Genomic DNA, 16,904 nt, shown 5'->3' on the forward strand with positions numbered 1-16,904 from the left:
GCTCAAGTGTTTTTGCTAAGGCAAAGAAGCGAAAAAGAAGCGAAGTAAAAACTAAATAAACTAGACAAATAAAGAGATTAATCAGAGCAGCTTGTTTCGAAATTTGAAGAATGATAAGAAAACTGAAAAAGTTAAGATAAGAATCATCAACGAATTATCTTGGCGGCGATAGTGCGGTGGTCCCACCTGACCCCATGCCGAACTCAGAAGTGAAACGCCGTAACGCCGATGGTAGTGTGGGGTATCCCCATGTGAGAGTAGGTCACCGCCAGGTCTTTTATTTCTTAAACTTATTCAACGAGTGAGTTTAAGAAATAAATTTTTTTGGCAGCAATAGTGCAGTAGCTCCACCTGATCCCATGCCGAACTCAGAAGTGAAATGCTGTAACGCCGATGGTAGTGTGGGGCTTCCCCATGTGAGAGTAGGTCACTGCCAATTACCACATTTTGCGGAGTGGTAGTTCAGCTGGTTAGAATACCTGCCTGTCACGCAGGGGGTCGCGGGTTCGAGTCCCGTCCATTCCGCCAATTCATACCAATAGGGGCGTAGTTCAATTGGTAGAGCACCGGTCTCCAAAACCGGGTGTTGGGAGTTCGAGCCTCTCCGCCCCTGCCATAAAAAGTCCTAAACTTCAAAGAGTTACAATCATCTTATAAATCCATTTTCTAACCAAACGACAAACATACCCTAAATATCACATCTCACTATTTTGAACTTCTCAACCGCGGTAACCGATAAATCAACAATGCCATTAAAATACAAAAACAGCCCATTCCTTTTATCCAGCTCATAGTTTCGTTAAAAATAAGAATACTGAGAAGACACGTCCACACAGGCTCCAACACCATAATCAACGCCGCCGTGCTCACTTGACAATGTTTCTGCCCCAAGGTTTGTAACAACATTCGCCCATTTGTTGCAATCAATAAACTGGCTAAAAACCACCACCATATAGACGGACTAAAGCTTGGCGGATAACTTTCAAAAAAGTAAGAATAAAACGAACAACAAATTCCAACAACGCCAACTTGCAAGGTTGTTAATGACAGCACCGGAATATTTTGTGCAAAATGATTATTCAAAACAAAATAAATGGCAGCAGTAATAGACGAAAATAAAAAGATTAAGCTACCCAACGAAAAATAAAGTTGCCCACGCCCAAATGCCAGTAAGGTTAACCCAAGAAGTGCGATAGGCAATGAAATCCAAAAAATTTTTTGCGGCTTATCTTTAAAAAACAGCCAAGACACCAACGGCGCAATCAACATCGATAAACTGACTAAAAACGCCCCCTCCCCTAAATGTTGGCTATGAATTAACCCTAATGTCCATAAACTAATATAAACAGCATAACAAATCCCAACCAAACAGGCCTGTATGATTTGCGTGTTTGAAAGTTGCTTTAATTGAGAATAGGCAAATGGCAGAAAAATGCAGAAACCAAGTGCAAATCTTGCTCCCATAAACCCAATAGGAGGAAACTCAGCCATAGCAAATTTGGAAAAAAACCAACCTGAAGCTGCCATAATTGACACTAAAAAGAGAATCCCTTCCCCAAAATATTTTTGTCTCATTCTTCTCTCCTGATCTGCTAAAAAATTGACCGCACTTTTGTGCGGTCAAGATGATAAGCGTTTTCTTAACATTTATCTTATCAACATTATTTCTCAAAAAAGACTTTTTTAAGACCCATTTCTAAACCGCGAAATTCCGCCAATCCTTTCAAACGACCAATAGCAGAATACCCTGGATTTGTTTTTTTCTTCAAGTCATCAAGCATTTGATGCCCATGATCCGGACGCATTGGAATTAAACGTGTATCACCATTCGCTTTACGGCGATATTCTTCGGTTAATAAGGCTTTCACTACATTAAACATATCCACATCACCTTCTAAATGCGCGGCTTCATGGAATGTTAATGGATTATCTTCGCGACAAGTTGAACGTAAATGGGCGAAGTAAATACGATCACCAAATTTTTCCGTCATTTTCACCAAATCATTGTCCGCTCGAACACCATAAGAACCCGTACACATCGTAAAACCATTCGCAGGTAAATTGCAAGCATCCACATACCATTGCATATCTTCAATAGTTGAAACAATCCGCGGCAAGCCTAAAATTGGACGCGGTGGATCATCAGGATGAACCGCCATCTTAATCCCGACTTCTTGCGCTACAGGAATAATTTCATTTAAAAAATAAGCCAAGTGTGTACGGAATTTTTCAGGGGTAATATCTTTATAACGATCAAGTTGCCCTTGGAATTCTTCTAACGTATACCCCTCTTCAGCACCAGGTAAACCCGCAATAATATTATTGGTTAATTGCTTAATATCGGCTTCAGACATATTTTCATAATACGCTTTAGCTTGCGCTTGTTCATCAGCAGTATAAATAGCTTCTGCACCAGGGCGTTTCAAAATATACAACTCAAATGCCGCAAATGCAATTTGGTCGAAACGTAATGCTTTTGAACCATCAGGCAATTCGTACGCCAAATCGGTACGCGTCCAATCTAAAACCGGCATAAAATTATAACAAACCGTATCAATACCACATTGCGCAAGGTTCCGTAAGGTTTGTTTATAGTTCTCGATCCAAGTTTTATAGTTCCCCGTTTGAGTCTTAATTTCTTCATGAACAGGCACACTCTCAACCACAGACCAAGTCAAACCCGCTGCTTCAATAATCGCTTTACGTTTATTAATTTCTTCAATACTCCAAATTTGCCCATTCGGAATATGATGAAGCGCATTAACAATACCTGTCGCCCCCGCCTGACGAATATCCGCTAACGAGACAGGATCATTCGGTCCATACCAACGCCATGTTTGTTCCATAGTAATATCTCCTATTGATAGTAAGTGTTTAGATACCTACTACAACTGGATTTTCATTGAATAGGTATCCGTCAAATTCTGGATCTTCTATATCAGAAAGTTCAAAAAGTTTTGACTTCACATTTTCTAAATGTTGCCACATACTTTTACGAGCTAAAGAAGGACTCTTTTTTTGAATAGCGTTCAATATATTCTCATGATCCTCGATCCAAAGATGATGAATATCTTTTTGTAGAATACGAGTATGTAACTGAGTCCACATAGCATTATTAAATCTGTATTGCCACAATTGTTCCTGTAGAGTGATCAACACATCATTTTGCGTAATTTCAGCAATAGCTAAATGAAATTCCTGATCCGCGGTGTAATCATCAAGGTTTTGCGCCAATAACTCTTTTTCTTTCTTAAGTATATTTTTTAATCTCGTTATATCTTTCTTGCTAGCTAATTTTGCTGCAAATTCGCATATTCCACTTTCAAGCAGCTGCCTTGCTTGCAATAGTTCAAACGGGCCAACATCAGGTAAAGGATTATTTTGTTCGTTACTATTTTTATTAGGTAGGCTTTTAATATATACCCCCGAACCTTTTTTCACTTCGACAAGTTTCTCTACCTCTAGCATTACTATAGCTTCTCGAACTATCGTTCGACTTACTTTTAATGTTTCTGATATCTCTCTTTCAGTGGGTAGCTTATCCCCAACCTTATAAGCACCATTGGAAATTTCATATTTTATTTGGTTTGCTATCTTTACATAGGCTCTGCATTGAATGGTGTTATTTTCCATAATTCCCTCCTGATTTGGAATACCAATTATCTAAATCTGTGAACAAGATCACAAATTTTAAAATTTGGCATACCAATTTAAATAAACTTAATATATGATTAGCACAAGATAAATTTTAGTCAAGTAGCTAATAAGTAATTTTATTAGAATTTAGGAGAACAAAAATGGATAAGAAAAATAAAGCAATATTGTTACGTGAGCCGAGTAATGTAGGAATTGAATTAGTTCCATATCCAGTGAAGAAAAACAACGAAGTTCTTATCAAAGTTGAGAGCATGGGAATATGTGGTTCCGATATTGGCGCATATAGAGGTACTAACCCTTTAGTAACTTACCCTAGAATTTTAGGACATGAAATAGTTGGAACGGTTATTGAAAGTGGTATTGGTATGCCAGATGGAATTGGTGTTGGTGATAGAGTTGTTCTTGACCCCTATATTTATTGTGGCCATTGCTACCCTTGTTCTATTGGTAAAACAAATTGTTGTGAATCATTAAATGTGTTAGGGGTGCATATTAATGGCGGTATGCAAGAAATCATTACTCACCCAGCTCATCAAATTGTTAAAGCACCTGATATGCCAATTGAAAAATTAGCATTAGCAGAACCACTTACGATCTCATTACATGCGTTACATAGAACACAAGTTAAAGAAAATGAGCACGTTGTGATTATTGGTGCAGGAGCAATTGGGTTAATGGCAGCCTTGGTTGCGAAAGTCTATGGTGCTATACCTATTTTGATTGATATATTGGATCAACGATTGGAATATGCAAACTCGATAGGTATTGATTATACAATTAACCCAAGCAAAGAAGATGCTCAAGCGGTGATAAAAGATGTAACAAAAGGACGTATGGCTGAAGCTGTTATTGAAGCATCGGGTGCAAATATAAGTATTCAAAATTCGTTAAAATATGTTTCATTTGCTGGACGAATTGGTTTAACTGGGTGGCCAAAGACAGAAACGCCACTCCCTACTAATATTATTACATTCAAAGAACTAAATATATATGGTTCAAGAACGAGTAAAGGTGAATTTGAGGAGGCCCTACATTTATTATTAACAGAGAAAATTAAAGCTGAAGAAATTATTAGCAAAGTTATTGATTTCAATGAAATTCCTGAATATGTGCAAAAACTTTCAGAATTCCCTGACGAGTATCTAAAAGTGATTGCTAAATTTTAATACTATCTCAAAAGGAAAATTGTATGAAGCTTAAAAATTTAACCAAAATTCTTATTGCATCTAGTTTAATGTTTAGTACATCGGTTTTTGCTAAAACAATCATTAAGTTAGGACATTATAATGCAGACACTCACCCATCAAATATTGCATTAGTTGAATACTTCAAAAAAACTATTGAAGAAAAGACTAATAATAAATATGAAATCAGAATTTACCCAAATAATCAATTAGGTGGTGAAGATCAAATTGTTAATGGACTCAGAAATGGAACCATAGAAGCTGGTATCACTGGTTTACTATTGCAAAATGTTGATCCTATTTTTGGTGTATGGGAATGGCCTTACTTATTTAAAGATAATTTAGAAGCTAAAAAAGTTCTTGAATCTCCAGTTGCGAAGGAAGTTGGCGATAAAATGGAACAATATGGAATTAAATTATTAGCTTATGGTATGAATGGTTTCCGTGTTATCTCATCAAACAAAAAACTGGAAAAATTTGATGATTTTAAAGGGCTTCGTTTGAGAGTACCACTTAATTCATTATTTGTTGATTGGGCTAAAGCAATGAATATTAACCCACAAAGTATGCCATTAAGTGAAGTTTTCACAGCATTAGAGCAAAAAGTTATTGATGGACAAGAAAACCCATACATTTTGATTAAAGATTCTGGTTTGTATGAGGTACAAAAATATATTATTCAGACTAATCATATTTTTTCACCTGGTCTTTTACAAATTAGTTTAAAAACATGGAACAAAATGCCTAAAGAAGATCAGGATATTTTCTTGGAAGCAGCTAAGTTGTATCAAGAAAAAGAATGGGAATTAGCCATGAAGACGGAACAGAATGTAAAAGAATTTTTCGCTAAAAATGGCAAGGAAGTCATTATACCAAGTGAAGAATTTAAAACAGATATGGTAAAAGCTTCAGGGAAATTATATGAGAATTTCTATAATAAATATCCTTGGTCAAAAGAATTAATTGAACGTATTAACTCTGCCAAACAGTAATATATAAGGCTACTTAATTTGAAATAGATTAAGTAGCCTACCTTATCAGGGAGGTACAAGCAATGAAAGTATCTAATGCTTTGGAAAATACATTAAAAATATTATCTATACTTGCATTATGTTCCATGATTCTTCTCGTATTTTTTAATGCCATATTGAGATATTTCTTTGATTCGGGGATAGCATGGTCAGAAGAATTTGCAAGAATCTGCTTTGTATACATGATATTTTTAGGTATTGTTCTCGTTGCTAAAGAACGCGGACATCTTACGGTTGATATAGTTGTATCGACATTACCTGCAGGATATCAAGTATTCTTTTTATTCTTGGCTGATATTTTAGTTTTAATATCTCTTTGCCTAATTACATATGGTGCATATCAGCTAATGCTACTCACGTATAGTCAAAAAATGCCTGCCACAGAAATATCATCATCTTTTCTTTATCTTGCGGCTGTAATTTCTTCAATATCCTATTTTTTAATAGTGTTCACTAATTTGTGTAAACATATTAAATGGGCAATTCAGGGAGGAAAATAAAATGTTATGGTTATTTCTAGGTAGTTTATTTTTATTCCTTTTTCTTGGTGTTCCAGTTGCATTATCAATGTTATTAAGTGCTAGCTTTATGCTTTGGCACATGGATATGTTTGATGCCCAACTGATTGCCGAAAATTTCGTTATGGGGACCAACAATTTCCCTCTAATGGCAATTCCATTTTTCATGCTTACTGGGGAAATAATGAAGCACGGGGGAATTTCCGAAAGAATTATTAATTTTGCAATGAGTATGGTTGGACATATTAAAGGAGGACTGGGATACGTTGTTATTATTTCAGGATTAATTTTTGCTGGGCTATCTGGTTCTGCAGTTGCTGATACGGCTGCATTAGGAGCTATCCTAATTCCAATGATGGCAGAGAAAAACTATGATTTAGCTAGATCAACAGGGTTAACTTGTGCAGCTGGTATTATTTCTGTAGTGATTCCACCTAGTATTCCAATGATTATTTATGGGATTACCGCTGGAGCATCTATAACGAAGTTATTTATGGGGGGAACCGTACCAGGTTTATTAATGGTTTTAGGATTATGGCTAACATGGAAATTTCTTTACAGAAATCAACAAGATAACTTAAAACCTAAGCAAACAGCAATTCAAAGATGGTTGGCGTTTAAACAAGCTTTTTGGCCATTACTATTACCTATAATAATTATTGTTGGATTACGTGGAGGAATTTTTACCCCCACCGAAGCTGGTGTTGTTGCAGCAATTTATGCAGCAGTTGTTAGTGTAATGTATAAAACATTAACTTTATCTAAAGTTAAAGAAGTTTTCCTTAATACAATAAAAACAACAGCTATGGTTATGTTTGTTGCTGCAGCAGCAATGATTTCTGCTTTTGCAATTACCGTTGCGCAAATACCGATGGAGTTGGTGAGTGTTATTAAGGGTATTACTGATAATGCTACTATTTTAATGTTAGTCATTATGGTTTTCTTGCTATTAGTAGGCTGTGTAATGGATCTTATTCCAGCAGTTCTAATCTTTGTTCCGGTATTACTACCTTTATTAAGAGCTTACAATATAGATATTGCTTATTTTGGAATTATGATGGTAATTAATCTATCAATTGGCCTAATAACACCGCCTGTTGGAACGGTTCTTTATGTGGGGCAAGGAATATCTAAAATTGGGATAGGTAAAATTGCAAAAGGCATCGCTCCATTCCTATTAGTTTATTTTGTTATTTTGTTAATTATGTGTTTCTTTCCTGAAATTGTAATTACACCAATGAACTGGTTATCTTAGCGATAACATAAGGAGAATAAAATGAATATTACAAAAAATCACAATTTCAAAGACAAAGTTGTCGTTATAACAGGTGCGGGTGGTGTACTTTGTGCCTACTTTGCAAAAGAAATAGCAAAAACAGGTGCGAAAGTTGCATTATTGGATATTAATCTTGAATCCGCACAGAAATTTGCCGACGAAATTATGGCGGAAGGCTATATTGCAAAAGCTTATAAAACTAATGTATTGGAATTAGACAGTATCAAAGAAACAAGAGATGCTATTGCTGCAGATTTTGGCACTTGTGATATTTTAATTAATGGTGCTGGAGGTAATAACCCGAAAGCAACGACAGATAATGAATTTCATGAATTTGACTTACCTTCAACAACCAAATCTTTCTTTGATTTAGAAAAATCAGGGATTGAATTTGTGTTCAACCTAAATTATTTAGGAACACTACTACCTACTCAAGTCTTTGCAAAAGATATGGTGGGTAAAAAAGGGGCGAACATCATTAATATTTCAAGTATGAATGCATACACCCCATTAACCAAAATTCCTGCTTATTCAGGAGCAAAAGCAGCGATAAGCAACTTTACTCAATGGCTTGCCGTACATTTTTCTCACGTTGGTATTCGTTGTAATGCTATCGCACCAGGTTTTTTAGTCGGTAACCAAAATCGCGCGTTATTATTTGATGCAGAAGGCAACCCTACGCCACGAGCGCATAAAATTTTAACTAATACTCCAATGGGACGCTTTGGTGAAGCCAATGAATTATTGGGTGGTATTCTATTCCTAATGGATGAAGAATATGCAAGTTTCATTAATGGCGTGGTACTCCCTATTGATGGTGGATTTTCGGCTTATAGTGGTGTGTAGGGGATACCGGTAGTCTGGATTTACTCGGCAATATGATTAAAAGTATCTGCTATAACAATGCAAAAAACTATTTTAAGTAAGGTGGGATGATGAAAAAACTCGCCCTAATCGGTGAATGTATGATCGAGCTAAATGGTGAGCCGTTTGGGAATATGCGTCAAACCTATGGTGGCGATACGCTTAATACGGCAACTTATGTGGCTCGGGTGAGTTCGCCTGATGATATTGAAGTCAGTTATGTCTCTGCACTAGGCGTGGATAAGCTAAGTGAAGGGATGATTGCCCATTGGCAGGCGGATGGGATTAATACTCGTTGGGTGTTGCGAGATGCGGAACGTTCAGCAGGGTTGTATCTCATTCAGCTCGACAAACAAGGTGAGCGGACATTTCTTTATTGGCGTAACCAATCAGCAGCGCGTTATTTATTGCAACATCCGGATTACCCTAAGGTGTTATCGGCATTGAAAAATGTCGATATGATTTATTTAAGTGGTATCAGTCTTGCTATCTTGCCTGAAACTGACCGCACTTTGTTACTCGAACAGTTACGTGAATGGAAAAAATCAGGGGTGGAAATTGCCTTTGATAGTAATTTCCGTCCGAAACTTTGGGAAAGCCTTGAGCAAGCTCAGCAATGTTATCAAGCCTTGTTGCCGTTGGTGGATGTCGCTTTAGTCACCTTTGATGATGAAAGTCTGCTTTGGGGCGATGTGGATGAACAAGCAACAATTACGCGTTTATCCGCATTCCATATTCCGAAGATTATTGTGAAACAAGGCAGTCTCGGTGCTACGATTTGTGAAAAGGGAGTGCAACATTTTGTTCCAACGATACCTGTAGAACAGGTGGTGGATACCACCTCCGCAGGGGATTCCTTTAATGCCGGTTTTTTAGCGGGTTACTTGCAAAACAAACCGCTGAAGATTTGCTGTCAACAAGGTAATCAACTGGCAGGTATTGTGATTCAACACAAAGGCGCAATTATCGAAAAATCCGCCACCGCGCATTTACGTGCGTTATTTAATGAAAGATGAAAACGAAAGGATAAATTATGGCTTATAGCACAGAACAAATTATCGAAAAACTTCGTCAACTGAAAGTCGTCCCTGTTATTGCGGTAGACGAGGCGCAAGATATTTTACCCCTTGTGAAAACCTTGTCCGACAATGGCTTGCCTGTGGCGGAAATTACCTTTCGCTCTGCGGCAGGGGAAGAAGCTATCCGTTTAACACGCCAACATTTTCCCGATGTGTTGATTGCTGCCGGTACGGTATTAACCCCGGCGCAAGTGGTAGCGGCAAAAAATGCCGGTGCGGATTGTATTGTCACCCCTGGATTTAATCCGAATATTGTGAAACTGTGCCAAGAACTTGAATTGCCTATTACCCCTGGGGTAAACAACCCGATGGCGATTGAAGCGGCGTTGGAGTTAGGGATTCAAGCTGTGAAGTTTTTCCCGGCGGAAGCCAGTGGCGGCGTAAAAATGATTAAAGCCTTACTAGGCCCTTACAGTAACTTACAAATTATGCCGACAGGCGGCATTTCCCCTGCTAATATCAAAGACTATTTAGCCATACCCAATGTAGTAGCTTGCGGTGGCTCTTGGTTTGTGGATAAAGCGTTGATTAAGGCGAAGAACTGGGATGAAATTGGGCGCTTGGTGAGAGAAGTTGTGGCGTTGGTGAGATAAGTCGCAGAGTTTATGTTTCAATAAAAAGTCTGCGATATTATGTTGTAGGGGTTGCACAAGACGGTCGTTGAGTTTGTCGAAACGTGAGTCTTGTGCAGTAAACACTGAAATGGCTTATGGTTCGACAAGCTCACCAACCACCATTTCAGCTATATTCCCTGAGATTGACAAAATCACTCTTTCGCTTTCAATACCCGTTTGGTGTAAATCCATATACCTGCCACAAACACAAGTAATCCTAGAATTTCAGCTTTGTCACCCCAGTTTTCAAGTTCAAGAGCGAGTGGGGCGTCTGAGCCGCCTGATGTGACAGAGGCGGCGATAATAAAGGCGAGCAAGACGCCAATTAAGCTTTCACCTACAATTAATCCTGCAGCAAAAAGTGTGCCATAGCGGTCCGCTTTTTTCTTCATGGCTTCGACATTTTTGCCTGAACGATGAGCATAGTGCTCAATATGGCGGTTGATTAACCAAGCTAATAATGCGCCTACAAATAATGGTGCATTGACGACCGGTGGTAGATAGATCCCCATACCGACGGCTAAGACAGGCAGTGCGTATTTGCCATTGCTAGATTTTTTCAAGATCCAATCTATGACAATGAGGATGGCACCTAAAGCAATGCCAGTGAAAATGTAAGACCATTCTAGATTACTTGAAAAAATACCATTAGAAATAGTCATCATTAAAGTTGCTTGTGGTGCAGAAAGGGCTTGTGTGGCATCCATACCTTCACGAGGCATTGCACCGGTAAAGCCGTAAGCGTTAAACAAGAGTTCAAGTACAGGTGATATAACAAATGCACCCACAATACAACCAATAATTAACGCGACTTGTTGACGCCAAGGCGTAGCTTCAACTAATTGCCCTGTTTTTAAGTCTTGTAGGTTATCGTTAGAAATGGCTGCTGTCGTGATGACAATGGAACAGGTGAAAATCGTTAAAGCCGTTAAGAATTTTTGCCCTTCTGCACTATCCATTAGGCCAAAACTATGACCAATTGCCATTAAGACGAGTGAGGTTACCACCACAGAAATAATACCAATACCGGAAATTGGACTAGAAGATGAGCCGACAAGACCTGCCATATAACCGCAAGCCGCGGCGACTAAGAAACCGATGACTACGGCAAGCAGGGTGCAAACGGCAATTAATAACATGGCTGCTTCCGGTGTGAGTGCGATAGGCTGAAGGAATTCATATAAGGCAAATACGATAAGGACGATACTGCCTAATAAGATGATACCTAATGTTTTGGGTGATAAATCTTGGGAAGTGCGGTGCGATTTTTCGGTATTTTTCTCGTTAAGTTTGCGCAAGGATTGTGACATCCCTTCAATCATTGGTTTTAATAAGGTGAGTAATGTCCAAATCGCTGCGATACCAATCGTTCCCACGCCAATAAAACGCACTTTTGTTTTCCAGATACTCATTGCGTAGGCAATCATATCTGTATCTGCAGGCATAGGTGCTGCTGCGGTAAAGTAAGGTACAGCGACACCCCAAGCTAAAGCAATCCCAATCAGGATAGCGATACCACCGACTAAACCAATTAAATAACCGGCACCTAACAAGGCAAAAGAAAAGCCCATTGGTACTTGGAAAATGGCGTTACCCCCTTTGAACCAAAGGCTTGCGCCGTCTGCAATAATACGTAAACCGTTGGTTAAAAAGCTGATAATCGCGGCTAATATACCGCCTGCGGCAATTTCTTTAATACCGCTGCCTGTATTGTCATTTTCTGAGTGCCCTGCTTTCAAGATTTCAGCCGCTGCTACCCCTTCGGGATAAGGTAAGTCGCTTTTAACAACCATCACGTGGCGTAATGGTACGGTGAAAATTACCCCTAAAATACCACCGGCCATACAAACAAGTAGTGTTTGTAAAAATGGGAAGCCTTGCCAATATCCCATCATTAACATGGCAGGTAACACGAAAATCACAGAAGATTGCGTACCGGCGGATGATGCTTGGGTTTGCACCATATTATTTTCAAGAATATTGGAGCCACTGAAGAATTTCAGTACTGCCATCGAAATCACAGCGGCAGGAATGGATGAAGCGAAGGTTAACCCCACTTTCAGCCCTAAGTAAACGTTTGATGCGGTAAAAACTACCGTAATCAACGCACCGAGAAACATTCCGCGGAATGTCAGCTCTTTCATTGTGAGTGGATTGTTCATAATGACATGTCCTTGTTATAAACGAGAGATATTAGTTAGCCCGAATACAAGCTGAACTAACCCTTGGCAAGCCTGTTGAATAGTCTATTCAATACCAATCAACTTATGGGTTTGAATGCTAAGTAACCACTTAGGCTTATGGATACGGCTATTAAGTTGTCCAAGCAAAGCGATGGTTTCGTGTAAATTCATTTTGCCGTCAATTTCGCAAGGACTGAGGAAATAATAATCCGCTTGGATTTTTTGTTCAATAAATTCACAAAATTCTTTGGCTTGGGCATCCATGACGATACGCACTTCGTTGGCTTTTGAGATACAACGGCGTTGGTATTTGTTGGCGTACATGGCTTTGGGGCTGGTGGCGATATAATCAATTTGTGGCGGAACGTCTTTCAGTCCATTGGTTTCAATGGCAAGAAAATAGCCGTCTTGTTTGAGAATTTCCAACAACAATACGATTTTGGGATGAAGGGTGGGTTCGCCGCCGGTGATGATCACATTCTTGGCGGAAAATGACCGCACTTTTGCCAGAATTTGGCTTAGGGTCCAAGACTGAAATTCGTTGTAAGGGGTGTCGCACCAAGGGCAAGCCAAATTGCATTTGCCGAAACGCACAAAAATGCTTGGCATGCCTGTGTTGGCGCCTTCCCCTTGTAGGCTTTCAAAAATTTCTACAATGGGGAAGCTCGGTTCTTGAATTAACGAACTCATTCGCGGTACTCACAAAATGATGTTGGCGTTTCCCACAAACGAATCGCCGAAATCGGTAATTGATCTTTTAAGCGGTTAAACATAAAACGCGCCATTTCTTCCGCCGTAGTACGCACGGGAATACCGAAGGTTTTTGAGTTGAGTTCATTCAACAATGCCGCGATTTTACATTCGCGTTCGCTGGTGGTGTCGTAGATAAACGCGTGATCCATGGGATCTAGAATGGCGGCTTTGACGATGCGTTTGACATCCGTAAAATCCACTACCATCCCTTTTTTTGCGCCATCTGCCACTAAATCACCACTCACTTCTACTTGAAGTTTGTAAGTATGTCCGTGCAAGTTTTGGCATTTCCCATCGTGACCATCCAAAATATGCGCCATATCAAAGCTAAATTCTTTTGAAACCTTAAACATTTTTCACCGCACTTTTTTGTTCTAAATATTCTGCCAACCCTTTTTCGCGCAAAATACAACTTGGACATTCGCCACAGCCGCCTTCTACGCCCATATAGCAAGTATGCGTATGTTCACGAACATAATCTAACGCGCCTAATTCATCCGCTAATTGCCAGGTTTGCGCTTTGGTTAAATACATCAATGGCGTGCGAATATTGAAGTTATAATCCATGGCAAGATTTAAGGTGACGTTCATGGATTTAATAAACACATCACGGCAATCAGGATAACCGCTGAAATCCGTTTCGCACACACCGGTAATGATGTCCGTCATCCCTTGGCTTTTGGCGTAAATAGCAGCGTAAAGCAAGAACAGCGCATTACGTCCGTCCACGACAGTATTGGGAACACCTTTTTCGTTTGCCACAATTTCTGTTTCATTCATCATGGCATTAGGGGCAAAAACCTGCATGGCGGTCATATCTAAAATATGCTGTTTTACACCTAAATCTTGGCAAATCCATTTGGCTTTTTCTAATTCGATATGGTGACGTTGACCATATTGAAATGTCATAGCGTGAACATTTTCAACGCCGTATTCTTGAATGGCAAGTAGCAAACAGGTTGTAGAGTCTTGTCCGCCGGAAAAAATAACAACCGCTTTGCGGTTTTGGTTTGGGTTTGAAATTTTCATAATCTTCCTAGTTTTTTTGCGTGGGATGGATTGCGAACCACGAATAAAAATAACCGCACTTATGGGCCATAAGTGCGGTCAGAATTTTAACAGAATTTTACGCGATAAATCTATTGTTTCGCGACAATTTGATCATTTTCAAAATCAACAATCACTGGTGTTGTCGGTAATAATTTGCCTGACAAAATATCCCGTGAGAGCGGATTTTCGATCTCTTGTTGGATAGCGCGTTTTAATGGACGTGCACCATAAATCGGGTCATAGCCTACTTCGCTGATGAAGTCCAATGCGGCATCGGTAAAGCTCACTTGATAGCTATGTTCGGCTAGACGTTTGGTTAAACGTTCTAACTGAATTTTCGCAATGGCTTTAATGTTTTCTTTCGCAAGCGGATGGAACACGACAGTTTCATCAATACGATTGATAAACTCAGGACGGAAATGTTGGCTCACTACCGACATCACCACTTCTTTCATTCCGGCATAATCCAATTCTTGATTGCCTTGAATTAAATCAGACCCTAAGTTTGAAGTCATAATGACCACGGTATTGCGGAAATCTACCGTTCTGCCTTGCCCATCAGTCAAACGCCCATCATCTAAGACTTGAAGTAAAATATTAAACACATCGTGGTGGGCTTTTTCCACTTCATCCAGCAAAATCACGCTATATGGACGACGGCGCACCGCTTCCGTTAAATACCCCCCTTCTTCATAGCCCACATAACCCGGAGGCGCACCGACTAAACGAGATACGCTATGTTTTTCCATAAATTCCGACATATCAATACGTACCATGGCACTTTCATCATCAAACATAAAGTTCGCCAAGGTTTTACATAATTCGGTTTTACCCACACCGGTTGGTCCTAAGAACAAGAATGAGCCAATTGGACGATTTGGATCTGACAACCCGGCACGACTACGGCGAATCGCATTAGCCACTGCTTCTACCGCTTCCGTTTGCCCCACAACACGTTTGTGTAACTCTTGTTCCATACGAAGTAATTTCTCTTTTTCACCTTCCATCATGCGCGAGACAGGAATACCTGTTGCACGAGAAAGCACTTCCGCAATTTCTTCATCTGTCACACGATAACGCAAGAGTTTCATCTCTTTGCCTTCCGCGTGATCCGCTTCCGCCAATTGTTTTTCAAGGGCAGGAATGGTGCCATATTGCAATTCGGACATTTTGCTTAAATCGCCCGCACGGCGCGCTTGTTCCATTTGTGTCCGCGCTTTTTCCAATTCTTCTTTAATATGTTGCGAACCTGAAAGGGCGGCTTTTTCGCTTTTCCATACTTCTTCAAGCTCCGCATATTCCCGTTCTTTTTCCGCTAGCTCTGCTTCAAGAATGTCTAAACGTTTATGGCTCGCTTCGTCTTCTTCTTTTTTCAACGCTTGTTGTTCCAGTTTCAATTGAATAATACGGCGTTCTAAACGATCTAACGGCAATGGTTTGCTGTCAATTTCCATACGAATACTTGATGCGGCTTCATCAATTAAATCAATGGCTTTGTCCGGTAACTGACGGTCACTGATATAACGATGAGAAAGGGTTGCCGCCGCCACAATAGCCGGGTCGGTAATTTCCACATGGTGATGCAATTCGTAACGTTCTTGCAAACCGCGCAAAATCGCAATGGTGTCTTCCACGCTTGGCTCGCCCACGAACACTTTTTGGAAACGGCGTTCTAATGCCGCATCTTTCTCAATATATTGACGATATTCGTCTAAAGTTGTGGCACCTACGCAATGTAATTCACCGCGCGCAAGGCTTGGTTTAAGCAAGTTACCGGCATCCATCGCGCCATCGGTTTTGCCTGCGCCTACCATGGTATGAATTTCATCGATGAATAAAATCACCTTGCCTTCTTCTTGTGCCAATTCTTTAAGCACTGCTTTTAAACGCTCTTCAAATTCACCGCGGTATTTTGCGCCAGCGATTAACGCCCCCATATCAAGGGATAAAACGCGTTTGCCTTTTAACCCTTCAGGTACTTCACCATTCACAATACGTTGTGCCAAGCCTTCCACAATGGCGGTTTTACCCACCCCCGGCTCACCAATTAACACCGGGTTATTTTTAGTACGGCGTTGTAACACTTGAATCGCACGGCGAATTTCTTCATCACGTCCGATAACAGGATCTAATTTTCCGCTTTCAGCACGCGCCGTTAAATCGATAGTATATTTTTCTAATGCCTGACGGCTTTCTTCTGCATTTTGATCGTCCACAGTTTGTCCTCCACGAACCTGTTGAATTGCTTGTTCTAAACGCGCTTTATTGGCACCGCACTTCGTCATAATTTGTGCCAATACCCCTTTCTCTTCCATTGCTGCAAGCAAAAAGAGTTCACTTGAAATAAATTTGTCATGTTGGCGTTGTGCAATTTTGTCACACAAATTTAAAAGATTAAGCAATTGGCGAGAAATTTGCACGTCGCCGCCATTGCCTGATACTTGAGGCAACTTGCTTAATTCCGTATTTAACTCATTACGCAATAAGGCCACATTCACACCGCTTGCCGTTAAAATTGGCGCAACAGAACCGTCTTGTTGATTTAAAAGCGCGGTCAAAACATGAGCAGGTTCAATAAATTGGTTATCTTTTCCTAATGCAAGGGATTGTGCTTCCGCCAATGCCTGTTGGAATTTTGTGGTAAATTTCTCAATATTCATATTCTATTTTCTCCTTAAATCTGTTGAACATTTTT

The 16,904-nt window shown here is 39.8% G+C and carries 15 protein-coding genes, 2 tRNA genes, 2 rRNA genes and 1 riboswitch; of the genes, 11 read left to right on the forward strand and 8 right to left on the reverse strand.

Annotated features, from left to right (window positions below):
* Window positions 1–158: 158 nt before the first annotated feature.
* From rrf (Q0O89_RS06725) to Q0O89_RS06740, 4 genes are all read left to right on the forward strand, one after another.
* Window positions 159–274 (forward strand): 5S ribosomal RNA (gene rrf / locus Q0O89_RS06725).
* Window positions 275–323: 49 nt separating this feature from the next.
* Window positions 324–439 (forward strand): 5S ribosomal RNA (gene rrf, locus Q0O89_RS06730).
* Between the two features lie 12 nt (window positions 440–451).
* Window positions 452–528: transfer RNA gene (locus tag Q0O89_RS06735), tRNA-Asp, on the forward strand.
* Between the two features lie 12 nt (window positions 529–540).
* Window positions 541–616 (forward strand) — tRNA-Trp (locus Q0O89_RS06740).
* An 89-nt stretch (window positions 617–705) separates the two neighbouring features.
* Here Q0O89_RS06740 and Q0O89_RS06745 read toward each other — a convergent pair.
* From Q0O89_RS06745 to Q0O89_RS06755, 3 genes are all read right to left on the reverse strand, one after another.
* On the reverse strand, window positions 706–1,575 hold the full coding sequence (locus tag Q0O89_RS06745) for a DMT family transporter (protein WP_135710833.1): 870 nt from the start codon (window positions 1,573–1,575) through the stop codon (window positions 706–708).
* Between the two features lie 86 nt (window positions 1,576–1,661).
* Complete coding sequence (gene uxuA, locus Q0O89_RS06750) at window positions 1,662–2,846, reverse strand: mannonate dehydratase (RefSeq protein ID WP_135710834.1); 1,185 nt, start codon at window positions 2,844–2,846, stop codon at window positions 1,662–1,664.
* 28 nt (window positions 2,847–2,874) lie between these two features.
* On the reverse strand, window positions 2,875–3,633 hold the full coding sequence (locus tag Q0O89_RS06755) for an FCD domain-containing protein (RefSeq protein ID WP_293730946.1): 759 nt from the start codon (window positions 3,631–3,633) through the stop codon (window positions 2,875–2,877).
* Window positions 3,634–3,797: 164 nt separating this feature from the next.
* On the opposite strand from Q0O89_RS06755, the gene Q0O89_RS06760 reads away from it, so the two are divergent.
* The 7 genes from Q0O89_RS06760 to Q0O89_RS06790 all read left to right on the forward strand — a co-directional run bounded on the left by Q0O89_RS06760 (window position 3,798) and on the right by Q0O89_RS06790 (window position 10,202).
* Window positions 3,798–4,823, forward strand: coding sequence for a zinc-binding alcohol dehydrogenase family protein (locus Q0O89_RS06760; protein ID WP_273398180.1), 1,026 nt, complete (start codon window positions 3,798–3,800; stop codon window positions 4,821–4,823).
* 23 nt (window positions 4,824–4,846) lie between these two features.
* Window positions 4,847–5,833, forward strand: a complete 987-nt coding sequence (locus Q0O89_RS06765; protein WP_273314813.1) for a TRAP transporter substrate-binding protein — start codon at window positions 4,847–4,849, stop codon at window positions 5,831–5,833.
* A 62-nt stretch (window positions 5,834–5,895) separates the two neighbouring features.
* Window positions 5,896–6,372 (forward strand): TRAP transporter small permease, encoded by a 477-nt coding sequence (locus tag Q0O89_RS06770; protein ID WP_293730948.1) that lies wholly within the window; start codon window positions 5,896–5,898, stop codon window positions 6,370–6,372.
* A 1-nt stretch (window position 6,373) separates the two neighbouring features.
* Window positions 6,374–7,645 carry a TRAP transporter large permease gene (locus Q0O89_RS06775; protein ID WP_293730949.1) on the forward strand — a complete coding sequence of 424 codons (1,272 nt, stop codon included), beginning with the start codon at window positions 6,374–6,376 and terminating at the stop codon, window positions 7,643–7,645.
* 21 nt (window positions 7,646–7,666) lie between these two features.
* On the forward strand, window positions 7,667–8,512 hold the full coding sequence (locus Q0O89_RS06780; RefSeq protein ID WP_293730950.1) for an SDR family oxidoreductase: 846 nt from the start codon (window positions 7,667–7,669) through the stop codon (window positions 8,510–8,512).
* An 89-nt stretch (window positions 8,513–8,601) separates the two neighbouring features.
* Complete coding sequence (locus tag Q0O89_RS06785) at window positions 8,602–9,546, forward strand: sugar kinase (protein WP_293730499.1); 945 nt, start codon at window positions 8,602–8,604, stop codon at window positions 9,544–9,546.
* A gap of 17 nt (window positions 9,547–9,563) precedes the next feature.
* Window positions 9,564–10,202, forward strand: coding sequence for a bifunctional 4-hydroxy-2-oxoglutarate aldolase/2-dehydro-3-deoxy-phosphogluconate aldolase (locus Q0O89_RS06790; RefSeq protein WP_293730951.1), 639 nt, complete (start codon window positions 9,564–9,566; stop codon window positions 10,200–10,202).
* Between the two features lie 173 nt (window positions 10,203–10,375).
* Here the strand turns inward: Q0O89_RS06790 and Q0O89_RS06795 are convergent, their stop codons facing one another.
* The 5 genes from Q0O89_RS06795 to clpB form a co-directional block, all read right to left on the reverse strand.
* Window positions 10,376–12,385: an oligopeptide transporter, OPT family gene (locus tag Q0O89_RS06795; protein ID WP_293730952.1), complete on the reverse strand. Its 2,010-nt coding sequence runs from the start codon at window positions 12,383–12,385 to the stop codon at window positions 10,376–10,378.
* A gap of 84 nt (window positions 12,386–12,469) precedes the next feature.
* Window positions 12,470–13,096 carry a 7-carboxy-7-deazaguanine synthase QueE gene (locus Q0O89_RS06800; RefSeq protein ID WP_135710845.1) on the reverse strand — a complete coding sequence of 209 codons (627 nt, stop codon included), beginning with the start codon at window positions 13,094–13,096 and terminating at the stop codon, window positions 12,470–12,472.
* Window positions 13,093–13,512, reverse strand: a complete 420-nt coding sequence (gene queD, locus Q0O89_RS06805; protein ID WP_135710846.1) for a 6-carboxytetrahydropterin synthase QueD — start codon at window positions 13,510–13,512, stop codon at window positions 13,093–13,095. The genes Q0O89_RS06800 and queD overlap by 4 nt, the downstream gene beginning before the upstream one ends.
* The gene (gene queC / locus Q0O89_RS06810) at window positions 13,505–14,188 is read right to left on the reverse strand and encodes a 7-cyano-7-deazaguanine synthase QueC (RefSeq protein WP_293730954.1); all 684 of its coding nucleotides are present in this window, start codon (window positions 14,186–14,188) and stop codon (window positions 13,505–13,507) included. Before queC ends, queD begins: the two co-directional genes overlap by 8 nt.
* Before the next feature lies 1 nt (window position 14,189).
* Window positions 14,190–14,235: riboswitch (PreQ1 riboswitch) on the reverse strand.
* A 63-nt stretch (window positions 14,236–14,298) separates the two neighbouring features.
* On the reverse strand, window positions 14,299–16,869 hold the full coding sequence (clpB, locus tag Q0O89_RS06815) for an ATP-dependent chaperone ClpB (RefSeq protein ID WP_293730955.1): 2,571 nt from the start codon (window positions 16,867–16,869) through the stop codon (window positions 14,299–14,301).
* Window positions 16,870–16,904 lie beyond the last annotated feature (35 nt).

This window comes from uncultured Actinobacillus sp. (assembly GCF_945915845.1).
Taxonomy (GTDB): Bacteria; Pseudomonadota; Gammaproteobacteria; order Enterobacterales; family Pasteurellaceae; genus Exercitatus.